Source organism: Microbacterium sp. NPDC086615 (assembly GCF_040686055.1).
GTDB lineage: Bacteria > Actinomycetota > Actinomycetes > Actinomycetales > Microbacteriaceae > Microbacterium.
The window spans coordinates 328,631-348,406 of sequence record NZ_JBFBJJ010000001.1 but is presented as its reverse complement, the minus strand read 5'-3'; the positions used below and the strand labels follow the sequence as shown (position 1 = coordinate 348,406).

Sequence of the window (19,776 nt, the reverse complement as noted above, 5' to 3'; positions counted from 1 at the left end):
TGGTCTCGCCGTCTGCTTCATCGGGGCAGCGGGGCCCCGGCGGAACGATGTCCGCCGGGGCCCTGGCATCCGGAATCGATCAGTCCTTCGGTCGAGCGATGACCTGAGGCGTCACGTCCTGCATGCCGACGCGCGCGTGCCGGCGCGAGTACGCGAAGTAGATCGCGAACCCGATCGCCAGCCAGATGAGGAAGCGCAACCACGTCTCGACCGACAGGTTGAGCATCAGGTAGGTGCAGATCGCCGCCGACAGGATCGGAAGCACCGGGCTCAGCGGGACGCGGAATCCGCGCTTGAGGTCGGGCCGCGTCCGGCGCAGCACCACCACGCCGATCGAGACGAGCACGAAGGCCGAGAGGGTGCCGATGTTGACCATCTCTTCGAGGATGCCGACCGGCGTGAGGCCGGCCACGACCGCCACCACCGCGGTGACGATGATCGAGATGACCCACGGGGTGCGGAAGCGGGGGTGCACCTTCGCCAGAGCGCCCGGCAGGAGTCGGTCGCGCGACATGGCGAAGATGATGCGCGTGGCTCCGATGAGCAGCGTGAGCACGACGGTGGTGAGGCCCGCGACGGCGCCCGCCGCGATGACGGTGGCCATCCAGGTCTGGCCGTGGAAGGCGAAGGCCTCGGCCAGCGCCGCCTTCGGGTTCAGCTGGTCGTAGGGGACCATTCCCGTCACGACGATCGCGACCGCGCAGTAGAGGATCGTGCAGATGACGAGCGAGGCGATGATGCCGATCGGCAGGTCGCGCTGAGGCTTCTTCGTCTCTTCGGCGGTCGTCGCGACGACGTCGAAGCCGATGTAGGCGAAGAAGACCAGCGCTGCACCCGCGAGGATGCCGCCGACGCCGAACGTCGCCGGCTGCAAGCCGGAGAGGAACTGCAGCAGGGGCTGCGTCAGGCCCGAGGTCGACTCGGTGGGGACGGATGCCGGAATGAACGGGTCGTAGTTCGCCGGGGCGATGAACATGATGCCCGCGATGATGACGAACAGCACGATGAACAACTTCACCGCGACGAGGACGAGATTCACCCGCAGCGATTCCTTGATGCCGATCGTCATCAGGCCACCCAAGACGAGCACCAGGAGAATGGCCGGGATGTCGACGACGCCTCCCGAGCTGATGGCCGCGGGCAGGGCGACGCCGAGCTGCTGCAGGAAAGCCGAGAGATAGGCGCTCCACCCCTGCGCGACGACGCTCGCGCCGAGGAACATCTCGAGGATGAGGTCCCACCCGATGATCCAAGCGAAGAGCTCGCCCAGCGAGGCGTACGAGAACGTGTAGGCCGAGCCCGAGACCGGCACCGTGGACGCGAATTCGGCGTAGCACATCGCCGCGAGGCCGCAGGCGATCGCCGCGATGACGAAGCTGATCACGACGGCGGGACCGGCGACATCGTGGGCCGCGCGCCCGGTGAGGGTGAAGATACCGGCGCCGATGACCACGCCGACGCCGAAGACGGTCAGGTCGACGGCGCTGAGGGACTTCTTCAGCCGGAACTCCGGCTCGTCGGTGTCGGCGATCGACTGCTCGACCGACTTCGTGCGGAATAGGCTCACGCGCAACTCTCCTAACGGGCGCTCTCCGTGCGAACGCCACGGGGGAGGATAGCGCTTCCCGTCGCTCGTGCCTATCGCCCCCTGAACGTGCGCGAGAGGGTGTATGACATTCTCGAATGTCGCTGTCAATTGCGGAAAAGGTGTAGCGTTTTATGCATCATGGCAATCAAGCACATCACTCACCTTGTTGACGATCTCGACGGCTCCGTCCTCGAAGAGGGCGAAGGAAAGCAGATCACCTTCTCCGTCGAAGGCCGTGCCTACGAAATCGATTTGTCGAACCGCAATGCGGATAAGTTCTACAACGCCATCGCTCCTTTCGTCGATGCCGCGCGCTCGGTGTCGCGGACGACGACCACGTCGCGTCGCCCTCGTGCCGCACGCCGCGACAACGACCTGGATCTCGGCGCGGTGCGCGAGTGGGCGCGGGCGAACGGGCACACGGTGAGCGATCGCGGTCGCGTTCCCGCCGCGGTGCTCGAAGCGTATTCGGCCGCTCAGTCCTGATCGTGGCGGGGGACATTCGCCCCGCAGCAGTGATCGACCCGGGTGTCGTCACGCAATTCGCCGCTCTCGACGCCCTTCTGGGTGGGTTGTATTCCACCGGTATCACCGTGGGTGACGCGCGCGCCCTCGGTGATACCGGCATCGGATGCTGTGAGCGATTCGGCGGCGAAGTCATCGTGCTCGACGGTGAATTCTTCGCGTGCACCACGGAGGGGCCTCCTCGTCGCATGAGCGACGACGAGACCATGCCGTTTCTCGACATGTGCTCTCTCGGGGAACCGCTCTCCCGCACCGTCCGCGACCTCGACGGACCGGCGCTGGCGGCGGAGATCGACGGCGTCCTCGTCAGTCGGAACCTGTTCCACGCGATCCGCCTGGACGGCGTCGTGGCGCGGGTTCGTACGCGCCTCACGCCGCGCGAACAACCGCCGTTCCGACGTCTCGCCGAGGTCACCGCGGAGCAGATCGAGACGGTATCCCACGACGTGCGCGGAACGGTCGTGGGGTTCTGGATGCCGGGCCTCTATCAGGGCATCACCGTCGCGGGTCTTCACCTGCATTTCCTCAGCGAGGACCGTGCGCTCGGTGGTCACGTTCTGGAGATCTCCGTCCGTGAGGCGGTTCTGCGGGTATCCGCGTACGCGCGATTCGCGCTACACCTGCCCACCGACGACGAATTCCTCTCGAACGAACTCACGCACGATGAGGATCGCCGGATCGGTGCGATTGAGGGCGGTGCTTCTCGCTCCGAGGGGTGAGGGGATGTGTTCCGATCGGCGGGTTAGTCGAGGGGTGAATTACCATTCTTTCGCCCCGCGACGCCATATCGCCGGTCTTATGATCGCGGCATGGCCAAGAAGCACATCACGCAGTTGATCGACGATCTCGACGGTTCCGTCCTCGAAAGCGGATCGACGATCACATTTTCTCTCGAGGGTCGCGCCTACGAGATCGATCTCTCCGAAAAGAATGCCGCGAAGCTGCGCGAGGCATTCGAACCGTTCACGACGGCGGCGCGCTCGATCGGCTCATCGAACCATGCCGCACATCGCGCGTCGCGCGGCCGTGTTCCTTCTTCTCGAGACCTCGCGGATGTGCGTGCCTGGGCGGAGAAGAACGGGCACTCGATCAATCCGCGCGGTCGCATTTCCTCCGCTGTTCTCTCGGCGTACGACGCCGCACACTGACCGAAAAGAATCCGGATGCCGCGAGAGCGCGGCATCCGGATTCTTCGTGTTCAGACCAGAGCGTCCGAACGGGCGCCTTCGCGCAGGCGCTCCGCGGCGACGCCCTCGGCGGCCGCAAGCGGCGTGACCCCGCGCGACTCGGCTTCATCGAAGATCCGGCGAAGCGTGTCGCCGATACCCGCCACGCGCGCCATGATCTCGTCGCGGGTTCCGCGCTGCTTGGCCTCGAGGTCGAGGTAGATGACCCCGCCGGCGTTCACGACGAAGTCGGGCGCGTACAGGATGCCGCGCTGCGCCAGCCGGTCGGCCCCGGATCGGTCCGCGAGCGGGTTGTTGGCGGGTCCGCAGACCGCGCGGGCGTCCAGCGCATCGATGACCTCGTCGGTCAGCACGCCGCCGATCCCGGCGGGGACGAAGACGTCCGCGGCGACCAGGTGCGCCTCGTGCGGCTCGACCCACGCTGCCCCGAGCTCAGCGGCGAGCGCGCGCTTGGCGGGATTCACGTCGGTGACCGTGAGCACGGCGCCCTCGGAGGCAAGTCGGGCGGCGAGTCGGCTGCCGACCTGGCCGAGTCCGGCCACAGTGATGCGGCGCCCGGCGACGTCGCGGACGCCCACACTCCGCTCGAGGGTGGCGATGAGCGAGGCGTACACGCCGAGGCTCGTCGGCCCGGCGGGCTCACCGGAACCGCCGCCCGCCTCGGGCAGGCCCACGACGTGGGAGGTCCGCTCGCTCACCACGAGCATGTCGTCGGTGGTCGAGCCGACGTCTTCGGCGGTGCGGTACAGGCCGCCGAGGCTTTCGACGGCGTCACCGAGATCGAGGAACGCGGCGCGGCGTCGGTCGGGGTCGAGCACCGTGCCCGGCGGCAGACCGATCACCGACTTCCCGCCCCCGGCATCGAGGCCCGCGGAGGCGTTCTTGAGCGTCATCGCCGCCGAGAGGCGGAGGGCGTCGCCGAGAGCGTCGCTCCAGGTGGGGTAGGTCCACAGGCGGGCACCGCCAAGAGCGGAGCCCAGCACCGATGAGTGCAGGGCGACGGCGATGAAGAGGCCGCTCCGGCTCCCCGTCACCACCTCCACGCGCTCGTGGGAGAAATCGGGCAGGGGCAGGGCGTGGGTCATCGCGATCCTTGTCGTCGGCCACCTTGTGGGTGGCGCTTTCCGGGTGCCGCGGCTTTGCGGCATCCGTCCTCCATTCTGACTCGCTCGTGCTCCGGGCGCGAGGGCGGCGCGCCTGTCGGTGTGCCGTCAGGCGGAGATGACGGGCGACACGCCGTTTCGGAGGCGCCGCGGCGGGCGTGTCGGGGGAGAACTCCGCCGGACGGGTCGCGGCGCGCGCGCTCCGGGCGCGAGGGCGGCGCGCCTGTCGGTGTGCCGTCAGGCGGAGATGGCGGGCGACACGCCGTTTCGGAGGCGCCGCGGCGGGCGTGTCGGGGGAGAACTCCGCCGGACGGACCGCGGCGCGCGTGGCTCTAGGCTGTCGGGCATGACCGACGCCCTCCCCACTCGCAGCCGTCTCGTCGCCGCTTCGCTGGAGTCCGCGGGCATCGCGGGCAAGATCATCGTCCTTCCGGATGCCGCATCCACGGCGGCCCTGGCCGCTGCGGCCCTCGACGTCGAAGCGGGCGCGATCGCGAACAGCCTCGTGTTCTGGAGCGACGACGAGCCCCTCCTCGTGATGACCAGCGGAGCGCACCGGGTCGATACGAAAGGCCTCGCCGAGCGTCTGGGGCGCGGGGCGATCCGCCGAGCGACGCCCGAACAGGTTCTCGCAGCGACGGGTCAGCCGATCGGCGGCGTCGCCCCGACGGGGCATCCCGCTCCGCTCACCACGATCGTCGACGAGGCGCTGGCCGCCTTCCCCGAGATCTGGGCGGCCGGCGGCACTCCGCACACGGTGTTCCCGCTGACGTTCGACGAGCTCGTGCGATTGACGGGCGGAACGGTCGCGAAGGTCGACTGAGCCCGGCCCCGGGTTTGGGGCGCGTTTTTCCGTTTGGGGCGTGGAATGTCGCGCCCCGAACGGAATCGCGCGCCCCGAACCGAGCGGCGCGCCGGACCAGAGGGGGAGGGGGCGGGCCGCGGCGGGCGCGGGGTCAGGCGTGGGGCGCGAGCGCGGTCAGGCAGACCACCGCGGCGGCGGCCGACCAGGCCTGGGGGCGGCAGGCTGCGGGGTAGGGGGTCGGCACCGACGAGTGGCTGCGCGGGTCGCCCGCGTGCAGCTCGGGAACGCGGTAGGCGAAGCCCTCCGCGGCGTTGAGCAGCCCCTCGACCGCCGTTCGGGCGTCGTCGCGGAGTCCCGCCCGGAGCATCCCATGGGCGGCGATCGCGGTGTCGTGCACCCACACACTGCCGCCGTGGTACGACAGCGGCCAGTAGCCGGCGGCATCCGTCGACATGGTCCGGATGCCGTACCCCGTCGACATGCTCTCGCCCAGCAGCAGCGCAGCGACGTGCTCCTCCTCTTGGGGCTCGAGGATGCCGGTGCCGATCAGGTGGCCGATGTTGCTGGTGAGCGTGTCCACCGGACGCTTCGCGCGGTCGAGGGCGACAGCCGGGTACCGCCCCTCGGGCGTCTCGACCCAGTACGCCTCGGCGAAGCGCGCCTTGAGGTCAGCGGCCCAGGATCGCCAGAACGCCGCGTCGGCGGCATCCGGTCCTTCCCCGAACTCCTCGAGGAGCGCAGCGCCGGCGAGAGCGGCCTCGTACGCGTAGGCCTGCACCTCGCACAGGGCGATGGGTCCCTCGGCGAGGCGACCGTCGCGCCACTGGATCGAGTCGCCGGAGTCTTTCCACCCTTGGTTCGACAGGCCGGTGCCGAGGCGATCGATGTAGTCGAGGAATCCGTCGCCGTCGCTGTCGCCGTGGTCGCGGATCCAGCCGAGTGCGGCGCGCAGTGCCGGCAGCAGTTCGCGCACGTCGGCCTCGGGCATGCCCGCACGCCACGCGTCGCCCAGCAAACAGATCCACAGCGGTGTCGAGTCGACGCTCCCGTAGTACTTCGGGGGCAGCACGATGCCCTCGCCCGGCATCTCGAGCGCGGACGCCCGCAGCTCGTGCAGGATCTTGCCCGGCTCCTGCGCCGTCTGCGCGTCGTCGTCGGTGCCCTGCAGGCGCGCGAGCACGCGGAGAGTGGATGCCGCGATCTCGCGGTCGAGCGGGAGGGCGAGGCGCGCGGCCCAGATCGAATCGCGGCCGAACAGGGTGAAGAACCACGGGGCGCCGGCGGCGAAGAACTCGTCGTCGGGGTGCTCGGGCAGCACGAGGCGGAGAGCGTCGAGATCGTCGAGGGCGGTGCGCACCCAGCGGCCGAGGCGAGGATCGGGCGAGCTCGCCGCGACCGCCGCCGCGTCCCACCGGGCGGGCGCGGTCGCCGCACCCACGACGAGGGTGTCGTCGCGGAGGGTGATCGTCCACGCCACCTCGGCGGTGCCGAACGCGGGAAGGTCCACGTGCCAGCGCGCCTCGACCCCCTCGGGACCGGATGCCACGCGGCCCCCCGGAGCGACGAGCTCGAGGCCCTGCGCGCCGGCGTCGATCGTGGCGCGGTCTCCGTCGATGTCGACGACCGCGGTGCGGGCGTGCGCGTGCCCGGACTTGACCTCGTGCAGCTGGGCGAACTCGGGCGAGAGCGCGAGGTGCAGTGCCGTCGAGATCGGCCGGTCGACGCGCGAATGCAGGGTCCAGGTCTCGCTCAGCCGTCCGTCGGCGACGCGGCGGTCGCGGAGCAGACGCACCTTGGGGTCGGGGGTCGTGTCGTCGAGCCCGCGGAGCAGACCGCCGAGGACGAGACGCGAGGCGCCGTCGGGGGCGGCCGAGATCCATTCGACGGGGGAGTCGTCGCACGTCAGCGAGAGCGAGCGGACGTGCCGCACGTCGCCGTGGTAGACCCCGTGCACGGGGGCGGCACCCATGTCACCCGTGGTGTCGGACCACACCTGGGTGGGGGCTCGCAGCACGATCACCGCGTCGTCGAGCAGCGGTTGCAGGGGAGTGGTCTCGGTGGTCGTCCCGGCCGGTGAGGTGGTGGGGGCGGCGGTCATTCTTTGACGGCTCCTTCGCTGGCGTTCATGATGCGGCGCTGGAAGATGAAGAACACCACGGCGACGGGGATCGTCATGATGGCGGCGGCCGCGAGCTTGAGGGGGAATTGGCTGCCCTGACTGAGCTGGCCGCTCGCGAGCGAGGCGACGCCCTTGGTCAGGGTGGTGAGTTCGGGGGACTGGGTGGAGATGACGAAGTGGCTGAGCTCGTTCCAGGAGCCCTGGAACGACAGGATCACGATCGTGATCAGAGCGGGTCGTGCCATCGGCAGCACGACCGACCAGAAGATGCGGAACGTGCCGGCCCCGTCGATGCGCGCCTGCTCCTCGACGGACGGCGGGATCGACTCGAAGAAGTTCTTCATGATGAAGACACCGGCGGCATCCACGAGGAGCGGGAGGATCATGCCGGCGTACGAGTCGTAGATGCCGAGCTGGTTGATGACGAGGAACTTCGGGATCAGCAGCACGACGGTCGGGACCGCCATGACGGCGACGAGCCCCGCGAACACGAGACCGCGTCCGCGGAACTGCAGACGGGCGAGCGCGTAGCCGGCGAGCGAGTTGAAGAACACCCGACCCGTGGTGACGAACACGGTCACCACGACGGAGTTGCCGAACCACACGGGGAAGTCGGAGTTCAGGAACAGCCGTTCGTAGGCCGCCCACGTGAAGGGCTGCGGCGTCAGCGAGATCGGATCGGCCGCGGCCGCGGCATCCGTCTTGAACGACGTCGCGACCTGGACGAGGAACGGATAGATGTAGATGAGGGCGAGGACGATGAGCAACGCGTAGAGGCCGACCTGCCAGCCCAGGGCCCTGCGCGACAGGCGGTGCTTCGCGGGGCGCGGCGGGCCGTCGAGGCGCTGCTCGGCGAGCACCGTCGTCTGCGGGGTTGCGGTGGCGGTCATCGCCGGGCTCCCTTCGCCGTTGCGGGGGCTTTCCGGGCGGCCGCCCGCACCTCGTACCGCCGGATACGCCGGCGAGACACCGGGCGGTCGCGCAGCACGAACCGCTGGAGGATTGTCAGCGCGACGATGATCACGAAGAGCACGAAGGCGATCGCCGCGCCCTGCCCCCACTGCTGCGACAGGAACGCCGAGGAGTAGCTGAGGTAGGCGGGGGTCAGCGTCGTCTTGCCGGGACCGCCCTGCGTGCCGGTGTAGATCTGGTCGAACACCTGCCAGGTGCCGATGAGGCCCAGGGTGAGCACGGTGAACAGCACGGGCTTGAGTTGAGGGAGCGTCACCCGCCAGAAGCGCTGCCACCCGTTCGCTCCGTCCATCATCGCCGCTTCCTGCACGTCGCCGCCGATGTTCTGCAGGCCCGCGATGAACAGCAGCATGAAGGTTCCCGAGGTCGTGAACACGGCCATGAGGATGAAGGCCGACATCGCCACCGAGGGGCCGGCGAGCCAGTCCCACCACGAGACTCCGAGCAGCGTGTTGTCGGTGAGGAAGGCCGGGCCGCTCGTGACGCCCACGGCGCCGAGCAGGTTGTGCACGACTCCCGAGGGGTCGCTGAACCAGTTCGGTCCGTTGATGCCGAGCCACGACAGGACCTCGTTGATGGCTCCGGACGACGAGAAGAGGAACAGCCAGAGCACGGTGATCGCGACGGAGCTCGTCACCGAGGGGAAGTAGAAAGCGGTGCGGAAGAAGCCGCGACCGCGCAGGATCGCGCGGTTGACCAGCACCGCGAGGAAGAGGGAGAGCGCGGTCTGCAGCGGCACGACCAGAAGGACATACCAGGCGTTGTTGCGCAGGGCCGTGCCGAAGTCGCGTTCGGCGAGGCCGCCACCGGTGGTGACCGCGGCGTAGTTGTCGAGGCCGACGAAGCCGACGTTCGACGAGAAGGGGCTGCCGCGCCCGGTCCAGTCCGAGAAGCTCACCCACAGGGCCATGACGACCGGCACCAGCAGGAATACTCCGAGGATGATCAGCACGGGGGCGGTGAAGAGCCAGCCGGCGGCGGCCTCGCCGCGCCGGATCCCCGGGGAGGGAGATCCGGCGCGACGCGGCGCTGAGGTGAGAGCACTCATGGCTACTTGGTGATGGCCTCGAGGTTGGACTGCGCCGTCTTCAGCAGCGCCTGCGGGTCGCCGGTCTTCAGCGACTCCAGCTGCGCGTTGAAGTCGGTGATGACGTCGGCGGCTCCGGCCATGTTCGGCGGGAACTGCGCGTACTCGGCGCCCGCGAGGAAGGCGGTCTGGTCGGGGTTGGCGCTCGACCACGCGTCAGCCGCGGACTGGATCGACGGCATCGGGCCGAACGCCTCCGAGAAGGCCAGCTGCTGATCGGTGCTCGTGAGGTACTGGACGAGGTCGCGCGCCTGCTGCTGGTTGCCGCTGTCGGCGGCGAGCCCCCAGCAGTTGGTGAACTGCAGCGTGCCCTTGCCGCCGGGACCGGCCGGAAGCTCGGCGACGGTGTATTTCACATCGGGATAGTCGGCCTTCATGGCGCCGGTGATCCAGTTGCCCTCGATGACCATCGCGGCCTTCTGGGTGCCGAGGGCTTCGCCACCCCACCCGGCTCCGACGTCGGAGGCGAACGCGAAACTGCCGTCGTTGAGGTGGGTCTTCACGTAGGTCAGCGCCTCGACGTTCGCGGAGCTGTCGGCCGTCGCCTTGCCGTCGGTGACGAGGCCGCCTCCGGCTTGCGCCATGAAGGCGCCGACGCGCTGATACTCGGCCCCGAACGCGAGGCCGACGCGCCCGTCCGCGGTGAGCTTCTGGGCGACGGATGCCAGCTGGTCCCAGGTCGTGGGGATGTCGGCATCCGTGAGCCCGGCGGCCGACCACAGGTCGGTGTTGATGATGAGCGCCAGGGTCGAGAAGTCCTTAGGGGCGCAGGAGAACTTCCCGTCGATGGTGAAGTTGTCGACGAGCGAGGGGTAGAAGTCGCTCTTGTTCTCGAGGTCGTCGCCGTACGCCGCGATCGATCCGTTCGCGGCGTAGCCGGCGAGAGCCTCGGGCGCGAGGTAGAAGAGGTCCGGCGGGGAGCCGGCCGCGAAGCCCTGCGAGAGCTGCTGGGGGAGGTCGTTGGCGGTCTGGACCTCGGCCTGGACGCCGGACTTCTCGCTCCACGCCGCGACGGCGTCGGTGACGGCCTTGGTCTCGGCATCGCCGGAGGAGCCGATGAGGATGCTGAGCTTTCCGCTTCCGGAGGCCTGCCCTTCACCGGGGGTGTCGTTGAAGCCCGAGCCGCAGGCGGTGAGCGTGAGCGCTCCGGTGGCGAGCAGGGCGCCCGCGGTGAGCCAGAGGCGGGCTGGATGCCGTGTCATGTGTCTCTCTCCTTCGATGAGGCATGCGACCCCTCCGCATGTGGTCGGAGGGTCAAAGTTTGAACGTTCAAAGTTTGATGCGACCACCGTACGAAAGGCCGGTCGCGCCTGTCAAGTGGTTGTCGTGCGCCTTAGGCTGACGGTCTGGTGGCGCGCGCCGCCGGCGTCGACGAGCGAGGGGGGACTGCGTGGCGAAAGCGCCCACCGTCGACGATGTCGCCCGTGTCGCCGGCGTCTCGCGGCAGACAGTGTCGAACGTCGTGAACACGCCCGACATCGTGAAGGAAGCGACACGCCTGCGCGTGGAAGCGGCCATCGCCGAGCTGGGATACCGACCCCACGCCGCCGCGCGGCGCCTGCGGACCCGCCGTAGCTCGACCATCGGCATCCATCTCGATCCCTATGCGGGCGGGATCTCGGGTGTCGTCCTCGACCGATTCGTGCACGCCCTCACGGAGCGCGCCGGCGACCGCGACATGCGCGTGCTCCTGTACGCGGCGCGCACGCCCGAGGAGGAGATCGCGCGGCTCGGCGATCTGCTCGAAGGGGGAGAGGTGGATGCCGTCGTCGTCACCGGTACCTTCCACGGCGACCCCCGAACCGGCTGGCTGACCGCGCGCAACCTTCCGTTCGTCTCGTTCGGGCGCCCGTGGGGCGAGGACGACGTCGAGGCCCCGGCGCACCTGTGGGTCGACGTCGACGGCGCCGCGGGAACCAGGGCCGCGACGGCGCACGCCCTCGCGCGCGGCGGCGGTCGCGTGGCCTTCCTCGGATGGCCCGGCGGATCGGGTACCGGCGACGAGCGCGAACGCGGCTGGCGCGAGACGGTGGCCGACGGACCGCGGTGGGTCGTCGAAGAGAACGTCGGGGCCGCACGCGATGTCGTGGCCGCGGGCCTCGCCGCCGACCCCGGCGTGACCGGTATCGTCTGCGCGAGCGACTCCCTCGCGATCGGCGCCCACCTCGCGGTCACGCTCGCGGGACGCGACGACGTCACGATCGTCGGCTTCGACAACACCCCCGCGGCCGAGGCGCTCGGACTCTCGAGCGTCGAGCAGTTGCCCGAGCGCGTGGCATCCGGGGCCCTCGATCTGCTCATGGGTGAGAACGGGACGGTGGTCGCCCCGCGCGCCGCCGTCGCGGGCGGTGCCCACGTGCTGGTGGAACCGCGTCTGGTGGTGCGCTGACGGGAGCCCGCTCCTTCCCGCGGGTCGGGCCGGGTGGTTTGGGGCGGGATCTTCCGTTTGAGGCGCGGAATATCGCGCCCCGAGCGAAATTACGCGCCCCAAACCTGCGCTGCGCCAGGGCTCAGGCGTGCCGGCCGATACGGCGGGCGAGCTCGGTGGCGGTTCCGGATGCCGCTGAGGCCAGCGCCTCGGCATCGTGGGCGGGTCCGTCGGCGGGCCACGTGATCGCCACCGCCGCGGCCGGCCACCCGGCGTGGTCGAGCACCGCGGCGGCGACGGACCGGAATCCGGGCGTGATCTCGCCGTTCTCGCTCGCGTAGCCGTCGGCTCGCACGAGCCGGAGCACCTCGCGCAGTTCACGCGGGGTCGCGGGGCCCACCCCGTGACGCTCGGTCAGGGCCGTGGCATCCGGGAACAACGCCCGCACCTGCTCGCGGGGGAGCGCCGCGAGCATCGCGCGACCCGTCGCGGTGAGGTGTGCGGGCAGCCGCACGCCCACGTCGGTGACGAGCGTGGGGCGGCGCGGAGCGCGCTCCTCGACGATGTACAGCACGTCGCGTCCGGCCAGCACGGCGAGGTGCGCACCCTCGCCCACGCGATCGGAGAGCGCGGCGAGCAGGGGCCGACCCAACCGTGCGAGCGGCTGCTGTCGGGCGTAACCACCGCCGAGTTCGAACGCCGCGGTGCCCAGGCCCCAGCGTCGATCGCCGGGCAGGTGGACCACGTATCCGTGCTGCTCGAGCGTCGCCAACAGGTGATAGGTGCTCGAACGGGGGATTCCGAGCGACGCGGCGATCGTCTGCGCGGCGATCGGCCCGGGCTGGCGCGCGAGCAGCGAGAGGATCCGCAGCGTCTGATCGGCGGCGGGCACCTGCGGTCGCGTGTTGTCTGGCATGACAGACACAGGATGCCAGATCCCCGCCGATCCGCGTTCTCGCACGCGATGGAATCGGCGTATGCACTCCATCGTCACCGTCGGTTCCGTCCCCCTCGCCCCCGCCGATGTCGTCGCCGTCGCCCGGCACGACGCCCGGGTGACGGTCGATGCGGTGGCGATGCGGCGCGTCGCGCAGACCCGCGCGCTGATCGAGGGGCTCGCGGACGACCCGCAGCCGCACTACGGCATCTCCACGGGATTCGGCGCGCTGGCCACGACCTTCATCGCGGAGGACCGGCGCGCCCAGCTGCAGGCGAGCCTCATCCGCTCGCACGCCGCCGGCACCGGCTCCGAGGTCGAGCGCGAGGTCGTGCGCGCCCTCATGCTGCTGCGGCTGCAGACGCTCGCGACCGGACGCACGGGCGTGCGCCCCGTTGTCGTCGAGACCTACGCCGCGCTTCTGAACGCGGGAATCACCCCGATCGTCCGAGAGTACGGATCGCTCGGGTGCTCGGGTGACCTCGCCCCGCTCTCGCACGTGGCACTCGCCGTGATGGGCGAGGGGGACGTGCGCGACGCGGACGGGCGGTCGATGACCGCGGGCGAAGCGCTCGCCGCCGCGGGGATCGAGCCGGTGCTCCTTCGCGAGAAAGAGGGCCTTGCCCTCATCAACGGAACTGACGGAATGCTCGGGATGCTGCTCCTCGCCGCGCACGATCTCGAAACCCTTCTCACCACCGCCGACGTCGCGGCGGCGATCTCCGTCGAGTCGCAGCTGGGGACGGATGCCGTCTTCGCAGCGGATCTCATGGCGCTGCGGCCGCAGCTCGGTCAGGCAGCCTCGGCGGCCAACCTTCGGGCGTTCCTGGCCGGCTCTGCCATCGTCGCCAGCCACCGCGGCCCGGAGTGCACGCGTGTCCAGGACGCATACTCGTTGCGCTGCGCGCCCCAGGTGCACGGCGCGGCGCGCGACACGCTCGCTCACGCGACGGCCGTGGCCGACCGCGAGCTCGCGTCGGCTGTCGACAACCCCGTGGTGACGGTGGACGGACGCGTCGAGTCGAACGGCAACTTCCACGGAGCACCGGTCGCCTACGTGCTGGATTTCCTCGCGATCGCGGTGGCGGATGTGGCATCCATGTCGGAGCGACGCACCGACCGGGCGCTCGACGTCGCTCGCAGCAACGGGCTGCCGCCGTTCCTCGCCGACGAGGTCGGCGTCGATAGCGGCCTCATGATCGCGCAGTACGCGGCCGCCGGGATCGTGTCGGAGCTCAAGCGCCTCGCCGCGCCCGCGTCGGTGGACTCGATCCCCTCGAGCGCGATGCAGGAAGACCACGTCTCGATGGGGTGGGCCGCGGCGCGCAAGCTCCGCCGGGCGCTCGACGGCCTCGCTCGCGTGCTCGCGATCGAGGTGATGACCGGATGCCGTGCCCTCGACCTGCGCGCCCCGCTGCAGCCTGCGGCCGCCACCGGTGCCGTGCGAGACCTCGTGCGGACCCGCGTCGAGGGGCCGGGCCCCGATCGTCTCGTCTCGCCCGAGATCGAGGCGGTGACCGAGTTGGTCGCCTCCGGAGATGTCGCGCGGGTCGCGGTCGAGGCGGTCTGACCCGGGCGAGCGCCCCCGAACTAGGGCGTCAGTACCTCGAACTCGTCGGGGGCCGTGGCATCCACGTCGTCCCACGTTCCGTCGTGCCACGTGAAGATGGCCACGGCGCACGTGACCATCCGCACGTCGCGGTCGGCCAATCGCGAGACGAGTGCGCTCATCCCGGGGTCGTGCGCGACGACCATCACCTCGTTCGCACCGGCCTCGCGTGCGGCGTCGAGGAGTTGCGCGGGGTCGGCGAGGTACAGGTCGTCGCGGAGTGTGACCTCGACCTCGAACTCGGCGGCGAAGGCCTCGGCGGTGGTCGCCGCGCGGAGAGCGGTGCTCGACAGCAGCACCTCGGGGCGCACACCCCGGCGGCTCACCGCTCGCGCGACCTGGGGAGCGTCGCGACGACCGCGCTCGTTGAGCGGACGGTCGTGGTCGGCAAGGCCCTCGTCGGCCCAGTCGGACTTCGCGTGCCGCGCCAGCACCAGTTGGATCATCGTTCCTCCGCGTCACGCCGGTGTCGCGGGTTCGAGGAGCCGCCCGCGTTCCACCGAGACAACGATATCGTCGGCCTCCGACATCGGCCGGGGGCTGGCGCTGTCGGGGTATGGCGTGCTGCGGGCCCCTGTCGGCGGCGCGCGGCTCCGAGCGCCGGGATCCGACGCCTCGACGCCAGATCTCAGACGCCGAGATTCAGGCGCCGACGTAGACCCACGCCTCCCGGCCGCTGACCAGGATCGCCGAGGTACGCCGGTAGAGCGAGACCTCGTACTCGTCCGCCGCGTCGAGCTCGTCCGGCGTGAGCTCGAGCACCCGTCCGAAAACGCGATCTCGCGGATCACCCGTGTGGCGCAGGATCGGGTGCGAGTCCAGCCCCGACAGCTGAGCGACCCGTTCGTCGTCGATGTCGACCCATTCGAGGCGGTAGCCCGGCAGGGCGTCTTCGTCGCTCGGCACGCGGCGACCGAACGTGTCGAGCTGAACGTCGGGCAGCAGCAGCGTGCCGTACGAGAAGAGGAACTCCCGACCCGAATCGTCGCTCACGCGCTCAGGCTATCGACCCCCGCGTTCGGTCGATACGGTCACCCCCAGAAGAGGTGCGCGATCGTGAAGATCGCGAGACCCGCGAGGGCACCGACGATCGTGCCGTTGAGGCGGATGTACTGCAGATCGCGGCCCACCATGAGCTCGATCTTCTCGGTGGTCTCTTCGGCATCCCATCTCTCGACGGTGTCGGTGATGATCGAGGCGATGTCGTGGCGGTACCGCCCGACCACGAAGACCGCCGCGTCGGTGACCCACCCGTCGACGCGCCGCTGCAGGGTCTCGTCGTTCTGGAGGCGGACACCGACCTCGGCGAGAGCCGCGGTCGCGCGCCGTCGCAGCGCGCTGTCGGGATCGGCGAGCGCGGTGAGCAGGCCGGTCTTGGCGGTGTTCCAGGCGTCCGCCGCGAGCTGGCGGACGCGCGGGCTGTCGAAGACGGCGGCCTTGGCCTCTTCGAGGCGCACCATCGTGGCCGGGTCGTGCTGCAGGTTGTCGGCGAGTCGGGCCAGGTATCCGTCGATCGCGCCGCGCGCCTGGTGGCGGGGATCGGCGCGGACGGCGTCGACGAAGCTCACGGCCTCGCGGTAGATCGTGTCGTCGACCAGGCGCAGGGCGAGGCTCGGCACCCACGCGGGCAGACGCTGGGACACGAGCCCCTGGAACACCTCGCGGTTGTTGCCGAGCCAGACGGCGATGTTGTCGAAGGCGAGGTCCACGGCGCCGTGGTGTGCCCCCGAACTCACGACGCGTTCGAGCCACCCGCCGACCGAGGGGCCCCAGTCGGGGGAGAGGAGGTGTTCGCGCGCGAGGTCTTCGATGAGACCCTGCACGTCTTCGTCGCTGAGGGCGCGCAGCACGCTCGTCGCGAGCGTCGCCCCCTCGGCGGCGAGTCGCTCGGCGTGGGCGGGCTCGGCGATCCACGCCCCCGCGCGCGCCGCGAGGGGCGTCGACTCGAGCTTGGTGCGCACCACGTCACCCTCGAGGAAGTTCGTCTCGACGAACTCCCCGAGCTGGCGTCCGATCTCGTCTTTGCGACGGGGGATGATCGCCGTGTGCGGGATGGGGAGGCCGAGCGGATGCCGGAACAGAGCCGTCACCGCGAACCAGTCGGCGAGGGCACCGACCATGCCGCCCTCGGCGGCCGCACGCACGTACTGCAACCACGTGACGTCGCGCTGGAACGCGAACGCGACGGCGAAGATGACCGCCATCCCGATCAGCGCGCCGAGCGCGACCCCCTTCATCCGGCGCAGGGCGCGCCGTCGCTCCTGGTCGGCGGGGCTCAGCAGCGCGGTCGGGGTGCGCGACATCACGACGACACCGGTCCGAGCCACGCCGTCGCGGCGGCGGAGTGCGCGGATTCGGGGTCGGAGGGGTGGAACATGCCGGCGAGCACATCGCGGTAGAGCCGGCTGAGCTTGCTGTGCGCCGAGTACGACGAACCGCCGCCCACGAGGATCGCGTCGTCGACGACCGCCTTCGCCGTCGTGACGGCGCGATGCTTGATCCCGGCGAGCAGCGAGAACCACCGGCCGCCGTGATCGACGAGGGTGTCGACATCGGTGCTCAGATCGGCGAGTTGCGGGGGCAGGGCGTCATAGGCGATCGCCATGTCGGCGATCCGCCAGCGGATGTCGGGGTCGTTCGCGTACGTCGTTCCGCTCTTCTTCGATCGGCGCGCGTGTGCGGTCTCGACGGCGAGGTCGAGGGCGCGACGGGCGATACCCGTGTAGACCGAGGCCAACAGAATCTCGAACACCGCGAAGATCCCGAACACGAGCGGGTCGGGTTGAGGTCCGGGCGCGAGTCGGCGCACGACGCGCTCCGCGGGGGAGGTCGCGCCGTGGAGTTCGGTGGTGCGGCTCTGCGTGCCCCGCATGCCCAGAGTGTCCCAGTCGTCGCGCGTCACGACCGCGTCGGTCCGGTCGAGGAAGGCGAACACCATCCGCGGCGCATCGGGCGAGGTGGTGTCGAGCCCGTGCACACCGAGGTGGTCCCAGACCGGGGCCAGCGAGGTGAAGATCTTCGTGCCGGTGAACGAATAGCTGCCGTCGGCCCCGGGGCGCGCCTCGGTGTCGCTGCCGAAGAGCACGAGGTCGTTGCCCGCCTCGCTGATGCCGAAGGCGAAGACCTCGCCCGCAGCCGCTCCGCGCTGAACGAACGCGAGGTCGTCGATCCCGCGGTCCCGCAGGACCTTCGCCACGCCCGTCCAGACCAGGTGCATGTTGATCGCGAGGGCCGTCGCCGGCGCGGCGCCGGCGAGACGCTGCTGGAGCACCGACGCCTCCGCAAGGCTGAGGCCTGCGCCCCCGCGATCGGTGGGGACCAGGATGCCGAGGTAGCCCGCCGCCCGCAGCTCGTCGAGGTCGTCCTGGGGGAACGTGTTGTCGCGGTCGTGCGTCACGGCCCGCTCGCGGATGCGCGCGAGCAGATCGTCGGGCAGGAACCGAGCGGGATCGAACGGGGTGGTCATGGCATCCATTCTGTCGTCGTCGGTGGGCCGCGGGGCGTCCCGGCCCGAGAGTCCTCACCGCCCCGCAGAATGGATGCCATGATCTCGACCGAGATGGCCCTCGCCCTGCGCGAAGCGGGGCTGGTGTGGCATCCGCGATCCGGCGACAGGTTCCAGCTCGACGAGCCGGAGTTCGAGGCGGACGTCTTCACCGTGAGCGAGATGACGGTCGAGCCGCGGGACTATCCGACGGGGCGCATCCTCGCGTTCAACGGCACGACCGAGTGGGCGCTGGACTCCGTGGCCACCGAGGACGCGCTGTGGTTGCCGTCGGAGTCGCAGCTGCGCGAGATGCTCCGCAGCGCCTTCCGCTCGCTGCGTCGCCTGTCGGACACGTACGAGGTCGAGATCTCGGTCGGCGGCGCGAGCGTCGTGTTCGACCACCCCGAACCCGCGGACGCGTACGCGCTCGCCGTGCTGGAGCTGTTGCGTCGGATCCAGTGAGGGTCGGTGCCGGACGCCGGGCCTCAGCTCAGGTGATCGTCTCGACCGGTTCGGTGTCGGGGATCGGCGTCGAGTCGCGGTGACGAAGGTCGGGGAAGCCCTTGACGAAGACCGCGGCCACGGCGAAGCCGGCGAGGGCGAACGCCGCCGCGGCGATGTACGCGCCCTGCGGGCCGATGCCGTCGACGAGGAACCCCGCGACGGCGGATCCCGCGGCGGCGCCGATGAGCTGACCGGTGCTGATCCACCCGTAGGCCTCGGCGGTCTCGCTGAACCGGACGCTCGCCGAGGTCATCGCGAACATCACGGCGAGAGCGGGGGCGATGCCGGCGCCCGCGACGAGGAGCGTGGCGCCGAGCCACCAGGCGTTCAGCGACACGATCGTGAGGGAGAGTCCGAGAGCGACGATCGCCAGGCGGCGCGCCATGGCCCACGGGCCGATCGGGATGTGACCGAACGACAGGCCTCCGGCGAGGCTGCCCACGGCGAACACGGCGAGGACGAGACCCGCTTCGAGGCCGCCGTGGTCGAAGGTCGCCACGACTCCGGCCTCGACCGCGGCACACGCTCCGATGAGCAGGAAACCGGTGGCCGTGGCGAGGAGGACGGGAGGCTTGCCGAGCACGCGGCCGAGGGCGCGACGGCTGCGCGGGATGCGCACCCGTCCGACCTCGGGGCTCAGGATGAACCAGGCGCCGCCGCCGAGAAGGATGACGACGACGAGCAGCAGGCCCGGGACCGTGCCGGCCTGGGTGGCGACGAGGGTGATCAGCACCGGTGCGAGCACCCAGATGATCTCTTGCAGCGACGCGTCGAGCGAGAACAGCGGGGTGAGCTGCTTCGAGTTGACCATCTTGGGGTAGATGGTGCGCACGGCCGACTGGATGGGCGGCGTCGACAGGCCCGCGATCAGCCCCAGGACCATGTAGAGGGGGAGGGGCATCTCGATGAGCGCGAGGGTCGCGATCGCGGCGGCGCACACGAGGAGCGTGACGGTCAGCACGCGACGCATTCCCCAGATGCCCATCCAGCGGCTCGTGATCGGGCCCGAGATCGCCTGACCGACGCTCGTGGCCGCGAGCACGAGACCCGCCGCTCCGTAGGAGCCGGTGACGTGCTCGATGTGCAGGAGCACGGCGAGGCTGGTCATGCCGTTGGGGAATCGCGCGGTCAGCTGGGCGGCGATGATACGCCCGACGCCCGGGGTTCGGAGGAGTTCGCGGTAGCCGGCCACGGGACAACGCTATCTCGCCCCTCCGACATCGATGCAGCGGTCGGTGAGGCGCCGTCGCGCGACACGCCGCGACACGCCGGAGGTCGAAATCCACCGCCTGTGCAATGTCGGAACCCCCCTCTAGCGTGCGAGCTGTGGATGGATGCCGGAAGCCCCGGCGAGATCCGCGGAACGGCGGGCATCGCATGGCGTCAAAGAGGTGCGCGACCTGTGGATGAAATCGTGGAGAACCTGTGTTGTACATGGGGAGAGCGGTGGAAAATCACACTCGTGTAACTACTACCCCTTGTGGT

At 70.3% G+C, this 19,776-nt stretch carries 19 protein-coding genes; 7 read left to right on the top strand and 12 right to left on the bottom strand.

The annotated features are described in order from the left end of the window. Window positions 1-79: 79 nt before the first annotated feature. Window positions 80-1,567 carry an amino acid permease gene (locus tag AB0O24_RS01620; RefSeq protein ID WP_275799707.1) on the bottom strand — a complete coding sequence of 496 codons (1,488 nt, stop codon included), beginning with the start codon at window positions 1,565-1,567 and terminating at the stop codon, window positions 80-82. Window positions 1,568-1,726: 159 nt separating this feature from the next. Between AB0O24_RS01620 and AB0O24_RS01615 the strand changes: the two genes are divergently transcribed. From AB0O24_RS01615 to AB0O24_RS01605, 3 genes are all read left to right on the top strand, one after another. Continuing rightward, window positions 1,727-2,074, top strand: coding sequence for an Lsr2 family protein (locus tag AB0O24_RS01615; protein WP_058627514.1), 348 nt, complete (start codon window positions 1,727-1,729; stop codon window positions 2,072-2,074). Between the two features lie 2 nt (window positions 2,075-2,076). Further along, entirely contained in the window at window positions 2,077-2,832 is a 756-nt protein-coding gene (locus AB0O24_RS01610) for an acetolactate decarboxylase (protein ID WP_275799706.1), read from the top strand. Window positions 2,833-2,922: 90 nt separating this feature from the next. Further along, entirely contained in the window at window positions 2,923-3,261 is a 339-nt protein-coding gene (locus AB0O24_RS01605; RefSeq protein ID WP_058613441.1) for an Lsr2 family protein, read from the top strand. A gap of 50 nt (window positions 3,262-3,311) precedes the next feature. Here AB0O24_RS01605 and AB0O24_RS01600 read toward each other — a convergent pair whose 3' ends face one another. After that, window positions 3,312-4,385 carry a Glu/Leu/Phe/Val dehydrogenase dimerization domain-containing protein gene (locus tag AB0O24_RS01600; protein ID WP_363372052.1) on the bottom strand — a complete coding sequence of 358 codons (1,074 nt, stop codon included), beginning with the start codon at window positions 4,383-4,385 and terminating at the stop codon, window positions 3,312-3,314. Window positions 4,386-4,749: 364 nt separating this feature from the next. On the opposite strand from AB0O24_RS01600, the gene AB0O24_RS01595 reads away from it, so the two are divergent. Beyond that, on the top strand, window positions 4,750-5,226 hold the full coding sequence (locus tag AB0O24_RS01595) for a YbaK/EbsC family protein (RefSeq protein ID WP_363372049.1): 477 nt from the start codon (window positions 4,750-4,752) through the stop codon (window positions 5,224-5,226). A 133-nt stretch (window positions 5,227-5,359) separates the two neighbouring features. Here the strand turns inward: AB0O24_RS01595 and AB0O24_RS01590 are convergent, their stop codons facing one another. Genes AB0O24_RS01590 through AB0O24_RS01575 form a run of 4 tightly spaced genes read right to left on the bottom strand, consistent with a single transcriptional unit; the run spans window position 5,360 to window position 10,588 of the window. Beyond that, window positions 5,360-7,306 carry a glycogen debranching N-terminal domain-containing protein gene (locus AB0O24_RS01590; RefSeq protein WP_363372047.1) on the bottom strand — a complete coding sequence of 649 codons (1,947 nt, stop codon included), beginning with the start codon at window positions 7,304-7,306 and terminating at the stop codon, window positions 5,360-5,362. Continuing rightward, window positions 7,303-8,217 carry a carbohydrate ABC transporter permease gene (locus AB0O24_RS01585; RefSeq protein ID WP_363372044.1) on the bottom strand — a complete coding sequence of 305 codons (915 nt, stop codon included), beginning with the start codon at window positions 8,215-8,217 and terminating at the stop codon, window positions 7,303-7,305. Before AB0O24_RS01585 ends, AB0O24_RS01590 begins: the two co-directional genes overlap by 4 nt. Then, entirely contained in the window at window positions 8,214-9,347 is a 1,134-nt protein-coding gene (locus AB0O24_RS01580; protein ID WP_307385681.1) for a sugar ABC transporter permease, read from the bottom strand. Before AB0O24_RS01580 ends, AB0O24_RS01585 begins: the two co-directional genes overlap by 4 nt. A gap of 2 nt (window positions 9,348-9,349) precedes the next feature. After that, entirely contained in the window at window positions 9,350-10,588 is a 1,239-nt protein-coding gene (locus tag AB0O24_RS01575; RefSeq protein WP_363372041.1) for an extracellular solute-binding protein, read from the bottom strand. A 188-nt stretch (window positions 10,589-10,776) separates the two neighbouring features. Between AB0O24_RS01575 and AB0O24_RS01570 the strand changes: the two genes are divergently transcribed. After that, the gene (locus AB0O24_RS01570) at window positions 10,777-11,775 is read left to right on the top strand and encodes a LacI family DNA-binding transcriptional regulator (RefSeq protein ID WP_363372038.1); all 999 of its coding nucleotides are present in this window, start codon (window positions 10,777-10,779) and stop codon (window positions 11,773-11,775) included. A gap of 121 nt (window positions 11,776-11,896) precedes the next feature. Here the strand turns inward: AB0O24_RS01570 and AB0O24_RS01565 are convergent, their stop codons facing one another. Further along, window positions 11,897-12,670 carry an IclR family transcriptional regulator gene (locus tag AB0O24_RS01565; protein WP_363372036.1) on the bottom strand — a complete coding sequence of 258 codons (774 nt, stop codon included), beginning with the start codon at window positions 12,668-12,670 and terminating at the stop codon, window positions 11,897-11,899. A 61-nt stretch (window positions 12,671-12,731) separates the two neighbouring features. On the opposite strand from AB0O24_RS01565, the gene hutH reads away from it, so the two are divergent. Beyond that, window positions 12,732-14,261, top strand: coding sequence for a histidine ammonia-lyase (gene hutH, locus AB0O24_RS01560; RefSeq protein ID WP_363372034.1), 1,530 nt, complete (start codon window positions 12,732-12,734; stop codon window positions 14,259-14,261). Between the two features lie 20 nt (window positions 14,262-14,281). Here hutH and AB0O24_RS01555 read toward each other — a convergent pair whose 3' ends face one another. The 4 genes from AB0O24_RS01555 to AB0O24_RS01540 all read right to left on the bottom strand — a co-directional run bounded on the left by AB0O24_RS01555 (window position 14,282) and on the right by AB0O24_RS01540 (window position 17,766). Beyond that, window positions 14,282-14,746 carry a histidine phosphatase family protein gene (locus tag AB0O24_RS01555; protein WP_363372032.1) on the bottom strand — a complete coding sequence of 155 codons (465 nt, stop codon included), beginning with the start codon at window positions 14,744-14,746 and terminating at the stop codon, window positions 14,282-14,284. Between the two features lie 196 nt (window positions 14,747-14,942). Beyond that, the gene (locus AB0O24_RS01550; protein ID WP_275799731.1) at window positions 14,943-15,293 is read right to left on the bottom strand and encodes a gamma-glutamylcyclotransferase family protein; all 351 of its coding nucleotides are present in this window, start codon (window positions 15,291-15,293) and stop codon (window positions 14,943-14,945) included. Window positions 15,294-15,331: 38 nt separating this feature from the next. After that, window positions 15,332-16,603, bottom strand: coding sequence for a DUF445 domain-containing protein (locus AB0O24_RS01545; RefSeq protein ID WP_363372227.1), 1,272 nt, complete (start codon window positions 16,601-16,603; stop codon window positions 15,332-15,334). Next, window positions 16,603-17,766, bottom strand: a complete 1,164-nt coding sequence (locus AB0O24_RS01540) for an acyl-CoA dehydrogenase family protein (protein ID WP_363372029.1) — start codon at window positions 17,764-17,766, stop codon at window positions 16,603-16,605. The genes AB0O24_RS01545 and AB0O24_RS01540 overlap by 1 nt, the downstream gene beginning before the upstream one ends. Before the next feature lie 78 nt (window positions 17,767-17,844). Here AB0O24_RS01540 and AB0O24_RS01535 point away from each other — a divergent pair, with 78 nt between their 5' ends. Further along, window positions 17,845-18,249, top strand: coding sequence for a hypothetical protein (locus AB0O24_RS01535; protein ID WP_058595075.1), 405 nt, complete (start codon window positions 17,845-17,847; stop codon window positions 18,247-18,249). 28 nt (window positions 18,250-18,277) lie between these two features. On the opposite strand, the gene AB0O24_RS01530 is transcribed toward AB0O24_RS01535, so the two are convergent. Further along, window positions 18,278-19,483 (bottom strand): MFS transporter, encoded by a 1,206-nt coding sequence (locus AB0O24_RS01530; protein ID WP_275799733.1) that lies wholly within the window; start codon window positions 19,481-19,483, stop codon window positions 18,278-18,280. Window positions 19,484-19,776 lie beyond the last annotated feature (293 nt).